Source organism: Candidatus Symbiopectobacterium sp. NZEC127 (assembly GCF_025962675.1).
GTDB lineage: Bacteria > Pseudomonadota > Gammaproteobacteria > Enterobacterales > Enterobacteriaceae > Symbiopectobacterium.
Genome location: NZ_JAGFPG010000013.1, coordinates 1 through 9,010, shown reverse-complemented (window position 1 = coordinate 9,010; position 9,010 = coordinate 1). Strand labels below are relative to the sequence as shown.

8 protein-coding genes and 4 pseudogenes are annotated in these 9,010 nt (G+C 44.5%); 6 read left to right on the top strand and 6 right to left on the bottom strand.

Going from position 1 to position 9,010, the window contains the following annotated elements:
- Both J5069_RS23610 and J5069_RS23605 read left to right on the top strand, forming a co-directional pair.
- Positions 1–272, top strand: a 272-nt coding sequence (locus tag J5069_RS23610) for a hypothetical protein (RefSeq protein WP_264646103.1), incomplete at its 5' end; no start/stop codon positions are given.
- A gap of 294 nt (positions 273–566) precedes the next feature.
- Complete coding sequence (locus tag J5069_RS23605) at positions 567–1,328, top strand: hypothetical protein (protein WP_264646102.1); 762 nt, start codon at positions 567–569, stop codon at positions 1,326–1,328.
- Between the two features lie 150 nt (positions 1,329–1,478).
- On the opposite strand, the pseudogene J5069_RS24345 reads toward J5069_RS23605, so the two are convergent.
- The 3 genes and pseudogenes from J5069_RS24345 to istA form a co-directional block, all read right to left on the bottom strand.
- A pseudogene (locus J5069_RS24345) lies at positions 1,479–1,757 on the bottom strand (recombinase family protein); the annotation flags it as partial.
- A 51-nt stretch (positions 1,758–1,808) separates the two neighbouring features.
- A pseudogene (istB, locus tag J5069_RS23595) lies at positions 1,809–2,610 on the bottom strand (IS21-like element helper ATPase IstB).
- On the bottom strand, positions 2,610–3,782 hold the full coding sequence (gene istA, locus J5069_RS23590; protein ID WP_264646101.1) for an IS21 family transposase: 1,173 nt from the start codon (positions 3,780–3,782) through the stop codon (positions 2,610–2,612). Before istA ends, istB begins: the two are co-directional and overlap by 1 nt.
- A 92-nt stretch (positions 3,783–3,874) precedes the next feature.
- Here istA and J5069_RS23585 point away from each other — a divergent pair, with 92 nt between their 5' ends.
- The 3 genes and pseudogenes from J5069_RS23585 (at position 3,875) to J5069_RS24335 (ending at position 6,869) form a co-directional block, all read left to right on the top strand.
- Positions 3,875–6,439 carry a transposase gene (locus tag J5069_RS23585; RefSeq protein WP_264646100.1) on the top strand — a complete coding sequence of 855 codons (2,565 nt, stop codon included), beginning with the start codon at positions 3,875–3,877 and terminating at the stop codon, positions 6,437–6,439.
- A pseudogene (locus tag J5069_RS24340) lies at positions 6,436–6,666 on the top strand (regulatory protein RecX); the annotation flags it as partial. The gene J5069_RS23585 and the pseudogene J5069_RS24340, both read left to right, overlap by 4 nt.
- 143 nt (positions 6,667–6,809) lie before the next feature.
- Entirely contained in the window at positions 6,810–6,869 is a 60-nt protein-coding gene (locus tag J5069_RS24335) for a hypothetical protein (RefSeq protein ID WP_413542278.1), read from the top strand.
- Positions 6,870–7,101: 232 nt separating this feature from the next.
- Here J5069_RS24335 and J5069_RS23575 read toward each other — a convergent pair whose 3' ends face one another.
- Positions 7,102–7,869 carry an enterotoxin A family protein gene (locus tag J5069_RS23575; protein ID WP_264646099.1) on the bottom strand — a complete coding sequence of 256 codons (768 nt, stop codon included), beginning with the start codon at positions 7,867–7,869 and terminating at the stop codon, positions 7,102–7,104.
- A gap of 219 nt (positions 7,870–8,088) precedes the next feature.
- Here J5069_RS23575 and J5069_RS23570 point away from each other — a divergent pair.
- Positions 8,089–8,343 (top strand): annotated as a pseudogene (locus J5069_RS23570) (zinc ribbon domain-containing protein); the annotation flags it as partial.
- A gap of 61 nt (positions 8,344–8,404) precedes the next feature.
- Here the strand turns inward: J5069_RS23570 and J5069_RS23565 are convergent.
- Together J5069_RS23565 and J5069_RS23560 are read right to left on the bottom strand one after the other, a co-directional pair.
- A complete protein-coding gene (locus J5069_RS23565) occupies positions 8,405–8,740 on the bottom strand; it encodes a hypothetical protein (protein ID WP_264646098.1) in 336 nt (111 codons plus the stop codon).
- Between the two features lie 25 nt (positions 8,741–8,765).
- A partial coding sequence (locus tag J5069_RS23560) for a hypothetical protein (protein ID WP_264646097.1) occupies positions 8,766–9,010 on the bottom strand: 245 nt, incomplete at its 5' end.

Genomic DNA, 9,010 nt, shown 5'->3' with positions numbered 1-9,010 from the left:
AAATAAGTGGTATTATAACCATGTTACGAGCAAATATAGATGGATATTGTCACTGTATGGTTACTTATCTCACAAGAAATGCTGATGCTAGGTATGATAACACTGTAGAGCAATTAGGAATATGGAAATGTAATAGCTATTCTGGGTTGGCTATGTTTAATATAGCTATGGAGTCGATGACGACGAGAACTCGCGTTGATGTTTTATTTGACAAATCCGACGATAATCCAAAAGAGATAAAAGCTATTACGTTAGATCAAGAAAAACCGTAAAAATAATAAATCCATTGAGTGTGCTTATATACTATTTTTTGTGATCTAAATCAACAATGCTTTTTTAGGTTAATTACGATATTACTTTAATATAGGTTACATTGTTCATATTGATTTTTAAAATTATGTAATTTTTTGGTTGAGCGTTTTTGGTTATTAGTGTCTGTGTTTGTTTGGTATCAATTAGCTATTCTTATGAGATGGTATTTGATTGAATTATTATTTAATAAAATAAAAATGGAAATTTCTAAATACACCTTAGTGAATTCACATATACATATAATGAGGTTACACATGAAAGCACTAAAAAAAATACTATTTTTATTTTTAATAGCAATGTTTTCATCATTGGTATACTCCCTCCCAGTGAAAAAGGTTTATAGAGGTGATAATCGACCTCCCGAAGAGGTTTTTAAGAATGGTTTTTCTTCATGGTCAGAGAGTGGAGATAATGGTGTAAATATTAACTTCAATGCTCATGTTCTTGGCTTATCTGGAAGAAGGGCCGCTATTGGAACCAGAAATGATGCATTTATACCTACAAGTTCCAATCCACAAATAGCCAGAGGTTTTTCATATGATCTAATGGATATAGCGGAAAATAATGTTGCTTATCTTTACACAATAAGAGCTACCGAAGATTTCTATTCAGTTTCAGATACGATGTATCATAATTATGATGCATCTGGAATTAATATGTCACATGACGTAAGAGCCGTTGTAATGCGGGAACACGAATACGCTGCATATAGACATATTCCTAGTGAACTAATTGAATCCGTGACCGTTTATACTCGTCTGTCTAATAACGGAGGTGTTTTAGTACAAAACTTCCAAAACGGAAATTATGTAAATGCTGACACTCACTCTAATGACTCGCCTTTTACTTTTGGAAATCAAACGCCAATAACTAGCTCACCTATTTTATTAATGGGCTCATCATTGACAAATATTAATAACTCTCAACCAGATGACTCATCAACATTACCCTCGCCTCAGTATAACCCACAATCTTTATTTTCTTGTTTTCATTGTTTTTTTGTAAGCATTAAGTGAGCGCCGTATTGACTATTATTTATTGGTGAGATCTACGTTCCATGGCAGCAGTTCTGCCACTTTGTTGCTGGGCCACTCCGGGTGACCGTAAGGATTCGTTAATTTCTGGCAATAAGCCTGAAAGTTATATCTAAATATTTTATATAACCATTAGGCTGCATCTTTTGCTAAAGATACGTACCTGAAGAATGTCGCCCGGGAAATTTTTAACGTTTCACAAATCTCATTGATACTTAAAGATTTATCATGATACATATGCCTGGCCATCATCACTTTCGGTGCGCTTTTGCTGACTGCCCTGCGTCCTCCTTTTCGCCCCCGGGCGCGTGCAGCCGCGAGGCCTGCCCTGGTTCGCTCCTGGAGGAGGCGTCTCTCAAACTGGGCCAGGGACGAAAAAATGTTAAGCACCAGTTCACCCGATGCGGGTGTCAACGCCACGATCTTTGACCGTTTTTCACCATTTTTAATGTCCGCTATTCATCAACCAGGTTGACCGCTTTTCTCCAGCGATGCCTCATTGTTTTCTGGCGCTAGATTCTTGCTCAGCACGCCTGCTTTTCGTTTCTCTCTTAGCTGGTAGCTCTCCCCCTTGATATTCAGCGTCGTTGAGTGATGCAGCAACCTGTCCAGGATCGCCGTTGCCAGCACGTTGTCGCCGAACATCTCTCCCCAGTCCGCCAAACCCCTTGTTCGACGTCAGGATGATGCTTGCCTTCTCGTAACGCCGATTCAGCAGCCTGAAGAACAGGTTTGCCTCCTCACGGTTCATCGGCAGGTAGCCGATTTCATCAAGGATCAGCACTCGTGCATAACTCAGTTGCTGCAGTTGGCGCTCCAGCCGGTTTTCCTGCCGCGCCTTCATCAGCATCGCTATCAGCCTGTCAAGCGGCATGAACAGCACCCGATGCCCTGCATCAGCCGCTTTCACGCCCAGCGCCACCGCCAGATGCGTTTTGCCCACGCCCGGTGGGCCCAGCAGGATCACGTTTTCGCTTCGCTCCACGAACGCCAGGCCGGCAAGCTCTCTCACCACTTTACGGTCGATGCCCGGCTGGAAGCTGAAGTCGAACTGCTCCAGCGTTTTCACCCAAGGGAGCCGGGCTTGCTTCAGCCGGGACTCCATGCCGCGTTGATGGCGCCCGCTCCATTCCTGTTGCAGCGCTCGGCACAGGAACTCGCGGTAGTTGAGTTCTTCCTTCGCCGCCTGCTCCAGCAGGCTTTCCACCTGGTACCCCAGATGCTCCATTTTCAGGCGACTCAGCAGCGTTTCCAGTTCATGCATCACAGCAACTCCTCATAAGCACTCAACGGTCGGTGTTCTAGCATGCTCACCTGTTGCCACAGCAGCGCGTGGTGCTCCGGAACGGTCTGCCACCCGGCACCACGGTTGTTCAGGCGATGAGTGGCCACAAGCTGCTCATTGCCGTAGATCCTCAGCTCATCATACAGCATGATCCGGATGGAGACTGGGCGGCCGCACCAGGCCTCCGGCACGGAGTAACGATTACCTCGCACCTCGATATAGCCGTCCCAGGCCACATGACAGATGTCGAAGTAGCTGGTATCGAAGTCCGTTGCCGGCAACGCCTGCAGGTGCGCTTTTTCTTCCTCGAAGCGGGTCGCCGGTGTTTGCCGGAACTGGCGCAGCTCACGCTGGTCCGCGACCTCGGCAAGCCACTGCTCCAACAACTGATTAACGTGCGCGAAGCTGTCGAACTGCGTGTAACGGACGAAGAAGTTGTATTTCAGGTATTCAACCATGCGTTCAACCTTGCCCTTGGTTCGCGCGCGGCGGGGGCGACAAGCCCGGGGCTGGAAGTCATAGTGCTGTGCCAGTTGCAGGAAGCCGGCGTTGAACACCACATTGCCGTTGTGATTTTTCAGCACGGCCGCTTTCTGGTTATCGACCAGCACGGTTTTCACGCCGCCACCGAAGTAGCGCAAGGCCCGCACCAGGGACTCATAGGTGTGTTCCGCGTCCTGGCTCGACGCCGCAAAGACATGGAGGCGACGCGAGTAGCCCAGCGTGTTAACGGCGAAGTTGATTTTGCAGCGCTCACTGGCCACTTCCGCGTCGATTTCTCCCCAGTCATGCTGCAACTGGTAGCCTGGCTGGGTTTCGAAGCGCACGGTCTTTTTACCCGGCCGCATTTTGCGTTTGGGCTGGATGTAAGCCCGAAGCGTGGAGCGTCCGCCGGGATAGCCCATCTTTCTGATTTCATGGAATATCACTTCGGCGTTCCAGACGTTTTCGGTCAGACGCATATCGATGTACTCCATAAAAGGGCGGAGTTTTTCCATTCGCAGTCGGGCCTTGCGCGCCGGCGGTGACGGATAACGCAGGTACCGTCTGACGGTACGTTGGGAACAACCGATTTGGGTGGCAATATCGACAATGTAAGCGCCCTGATGGCGCATTTGCTTTATCATGAAAAAGTCCTCTCTGCTCAGCATGTTGATATCCTTTTCGGTGTCGGAACCATCAGGAAACAACATGTTGGGTGGAGCGGACAAATCAAATGGTGATTTAGGGACTTATATCACTGGTGCTGACAAAAGCGACAATAGAAGGGCTCAGAGAGCTATTATTGCGCTATGACCAGCTTTCCAGGCTGAGCAGTAACATCTGTATTCTGGAAGATATCCCCGAGATCAAACGCAAACAATTAGCGCTGGAAGGAATGAGCCTGGATGCAGCCAGTATGGTCGATATGGAGGCCAAAAAGCGATATGTGGTAACACTATCCTTGATACAGCGGCAACTGGCCAGAATCACTGATGATCTGTGTAATGTATTCTGCAAACAAATGGCTAAAGTACAGCACCGTGCTGCAGAAGAACTTGGTGGATACCTCTCCGCGAACCAGGACAAGACTGACGAAATTATTCGCCGGTTTGCCCAGCTTGACACTGTACTGAAGTCAGAGCAGTCGATTGAAGAGCAAATCGCCTGCATCTCCCAACTGGTATCGGCCCGCCAGGATTTATGTGAATTTTCCCAGATTCATGCTGAACACGGGGGTAAAAACGAAAGCCGCTTCATGTGGCGCCATTTCAAGACTCGCCGGACTCAAATTTTTCGTATTCTGAGCAAACTGACATTTGTGGCAACCAGACAGGATCAAAGTTTTGTTCAGGTCCTTGCATTCGTTCTGGCCAATAAACACCGGCACAGTGACTGGTTGCGTCTCGGGAGTAAGGAAAATGGCATACTGACCGCCCGGGATCTTGACAGGATCCCTGATAAATGGTGGGGACTGGTTACCGGAGAAACAAAGCGTAATAACACTCCACACAGGCTGAATCGACGAGCTCTTGAGGTTTGCGTTTGCCGCCAGCTGGTATCCGCAGATATTTGCGTACCCGGAGGGGATAGTTATTCCGATACCCGTACTCAGCTTTTACCTATGGAAAAATGCACAGAAATACGGGCTGAATATGGTGAACTGGTCGGCCTGCCAGTGGAGGGTAAATCCTTCGTCGGGCATTTACAGACGCGACTGAAAGAGGTGGCTGACAGCGTTGACCGGGGTTATATGGCCAATTCGTACTTCACCATAATCAACGACCGGCCTGTTCTGATAAAACTGGTCAAAAAACCGTTACCAGCAGGATTTAATGCCGTCAATAAAACCCTGACCACAAAATTACAGGCTCTCAATTTGTCAGTTCTTGATGCACTTGGCGACACAATGCACTGGCTGAAATGGGGACAGCATTTCGGTCCACTCAGTGGTCATGAAAGTAAAAGAGGTGATGAAGAATATCGGCAAATTCTGACGACCTTTGCCTATGGAACAGGACTGGGGACTGCGCAACTGGCAAGAAATATTACAGGCGTCGGAGAACGCCAGATTTCTTTTCTGAATCAACGGCATGTTACAGAAGAAAAGCTGGATGCAGCAATACGTTATACGGTCAACGGATACAAGCGATTCTGGCTGCCCGGCCTCTGGGGCGATCCCGGACGGGCCGCAGCCGATGGAACCAAATGGGATATTTATGAAAACAACATATTATCAGAATATCACATCCGTTATGGTGGCTGGGGCGGAGTTGCTTATTATCACGTCAGTGATACCGACATAGCTCTTTTCTCACATTTTATTCCCTGTGGCGTATGGGAAGCCATTTACATCCTCGATGGCCTGATATCGGATATCCAGCCAGATACTGTACATGGTGACACTCAGGCGCAAAATGCAGTGGTGTTTTGGCTGGCGTATCTGCTGGGGATCAGACTCATGTCCAGAATTCGTAACTGGAAGGATTTGAAATGCTATAAATCGTCATCTGAACAGACTTACCAGCATATTCAGGCGCTTTTCAGCAAGGATAATATCGACAGGGCGTTAATAGAACGACATTTACCCGATATGTTGCAGGTGGCTCAGTCTGTTAAAGCCGGCTACATTGCCCCGTCGACGATCCTGCGCAAACTGGGAACAGCCAGTCGTAAAAATAAATTGTATTTTGCCTTTCGGGAGCTTGGACGTGTAATCCGGACATTGTTTCTTCTGGAGTATGTCAGCAGTGAAGAGTTACGCAGAATGATCCAGGGGCAACAAATAAATGTGAAAGTTTTAATAAATTTGTGCAGTGGGTTTATTTTGCAGCCAGTACACTCGAAGAAAATGTACGGGATAAGCAAGTTGAAGATTATTAAATACAATCACCTCATTGCCAATTTGCTGATTTTTCATAATTGCCACTCAATGACAAAGGCACTTAAAGAACTACAAAGTGAAGGAATGGAACTTGCCAGGTCCCTTGCGTATCTTACGAACTCATTTATCCGGACATTATCCAGTACATTATATAAACATGGATATGCCCTTGCGGCCACGTTGTTGCGACGTCTTCTGGTGGAAGACGCGATTAATCAGGCGAAAAGCAAATATTACAGCTATGCCGTTTCCGATATGAAAAAAGCGATTGATTACAGTGAAGATCTGGAAGATGGCCCGCAGTTCCCGGGAACTGAAAGCTACCTCAGGACACTCTACGAACAACACAAGCGTAAAACGTCACTCTGGCCGTTGATGGCAGAGAAAATTCAGGGATTATCGGTGGGGAAAGACGGAATTTGCTACAAAAGGAGCCAGTCATGACCAGACAGGAATTATATGACTATGCGGTGTCATTGCTGGCAAAAAAGAATTACGCATCTGGTGATATGTACCGGCAGTTGACCCGACTGACCGAAAAAACAGAAGACGCGGAACGTGTTTTACGGCTTCTGACTGATAATCATTATCTTAATGATGTTCAATTTTCTGCTTATCTTTTTGACAAACATGTTAAGAAACTACATGGCCCCACACGGATAAAGCAGGAGCTTCGGCAGAAAGGATTTTCACAAGCGCTGATAGAGCAGGAACTCGAAAAGAGCAATATTGACTGGTATGCATTAGCAAAAGAAGCCAGAGTCAGGATGTTTGGTGAAATGTTACCCACTGACCGAAGGATAAAAACAAACAAATCAGGAACCTTCAGTACAAGGGGTTTGCGATGGATATGATATTTGAAGCGTTAAGCTAATCACAGCTGCAAATGCATGTTTCTCTCGTGCGGGGCGGAGCATGCATTTGTGTCAATAAATAGTTATAACCACTGGTAACTATATAACTTTTAGGCTTATTGCCAAATATTAACGAATCCTTACGGTCATCCAAAATCAGAGGTCATGCACGATAAGATCATCGGTTGGTATCTGACGATCCATCACTACCACTAAATCTGCGTCACGACCCAATTTTGGAAATAAGCCCCCTTATTTGCTAACAATGAATGTGGAATAAAATAAAACTGTCTTTATTCTGTACGGCTCAGTAAAGTAACAGCCATCACCTGATTCTTTTTGACTAGTAGGTTTGGGGCAATATGTAGTTGCAGACATACAAAGAAGAACGAACGGAATAAAATTCGCTATATAAGAATTTATTCCGGGCATGCGTTCTCGGGAGTAAATAAACTCATCATTAATCACAGGGGGGGCGTATATATAATTGGGGTTAGCGATAATTGGTGGTGTACTGTTCGTTGTGTACCTTCTGACTCCTCTAATAGAACTGGCAGGAATAGGACCATGTGATATCCACTCAGATTGTCTCATTGCATCATTCACTCCGGCGGTATAATTACTCGCAATTAGGGAATCTGCCATATTATAAAAATGCTCTCCAGAGTCAATAATATAGACATATGTAACTCTTTGAGTTGGACTCAGGAGCCGTTGGGCATAATGTTCTGCATATTCTGAATCTGTACTGACAGAAATAAAAGAACTATTTCCTTGTCCATGTCGACAACTAATCCCCCGAGAATGGTCTCTAATACTCGTGTTATTACCAAGATTTGAAAATCCATTGGCAAATATTTCCGTTTCATTCCGTGTGTCTACTCGATAAAATACTCCTTTATTTGGCACATTATAAGCAAGTAGATTGTTAGAAGAAAAAACCAAAATTAATGTAATTAATGTCTTTGTCTTTGTCTTTGTCTTTGTCTTTGTCTTTGTCTTTGTCTTTGTCTTTGTCATTTTAAAACCTTTTTATATAAAATATATGATAGGTTGTTTTTTTTTGATGAACCATGAATGCAAGTGAAATGGCTTTATTTATATTATTTAAATGAAAAACAGGAGAAGCAAGAAAATAGAGACTGTGGATTGTACTGAGGTGAGGGTAATGTTGATGAATCCTCTGGTTGAGAATTGTTAATATTTATTAATGATGAGCCAATTAATAAGTTAGGTAAGTTGCTAACATACAAGGCTGAATGGTCTGGTCGTTCTGTCGTTGCCATCGATCAGTTTTTCCCCTCGTCTAAAAGGTGTCACTGTTGCGGGTATACATTGCCTAAATTGGCGTTAAATGTTCGGTCTTGGGTATGCCCTGAGCGCAATGCTGACCATGACCGTGATATTAACGCCGCCAAGAATATAAAAGCCGCTGGTCTAGCGGTGTTAGCCTTTGGAGAGTCTGTAAATCCTAAACTGCATCAAGCGGCTTAGGTTGGACTCTGTGAATTGGGACTCCTCGCCGTTTACGGCGGGAATTCCCAATTCACATGATTTACCATTTCTCTTTACCAAGGGTAATTGCCTTTATTTCTTTTTGATTCTCTTCACCTCCAACAAATAAAACATCAACGGTGTATCTCGTCACCATAGATTGCATAGCTAAATGAAACATAGCCAGTCCAGAATAGGAGTTACACTTCCATACACCTAATTGCTCTACCTGGTTATCATACCTAGTATCAGCATCAGCATCTCTTGTTAAATAAGTAACCATGCAATGACAATATCCATCTACGTTTGCTCGCAGCATGGTTATAATACCACTCTGTACGTAATTTCCTCTTGTCTCATAAGAAGAATCAGATGGTGGCGTAAGTTTTTCTTCCATTTCTTAGCCCTCTATTTTAAAAAATTCATCTTATTATTGTCATGTTAATTAGTCTAAGCTTTTTATTTTGGTCTGATGATATATTGCATGCGGTTAATTCTCCTTCATTAGCTGAAGAAAAGAAAAAACCTTCTAACCTTGAACATGCATCTTGATCTTGTGAATATATCTCCTCATTTATTGTTGTTTTTTTGTCTTGGATTGTTACCTTACAAGCAGAAACAATATCTCCATTCAAAGCTAAATGACCAAATTTATAAACTGATATTC

What these genes read in the sequence shown, in the direction of transcription:
- J5069_RS23605 (WP_264646102.1), top strand. Translation starts at nt 567, where the DNA reads ATGAAAGCACTAAAAAAAATACTATTTTTATTTTTAATAGCAATGTTT.
- istA (WP_264646101.1), bottom strand. Translation starts at nt 3,782, where the DNA reads ATGCTGAGCAGAGAGGACTTTTTCATGATAAAGCAAATGCGCCATCAG.
- J5069_RS23575 (WP_264646099.1), bottom strand. Translation starts at nt 7,869, where the DNA reads ATGACAAAGACAAAGACAAAGACAAAGACAAAGACAAAGACAAAGACA.
- J5069_RS23565 (WP_264646098.1), bottom strand. Translation starts at nt 8,740, where the DNA reads ATGGAAGAAAAACTTACGCCACCATCTGATTCTTCTTATGAGACAAGA.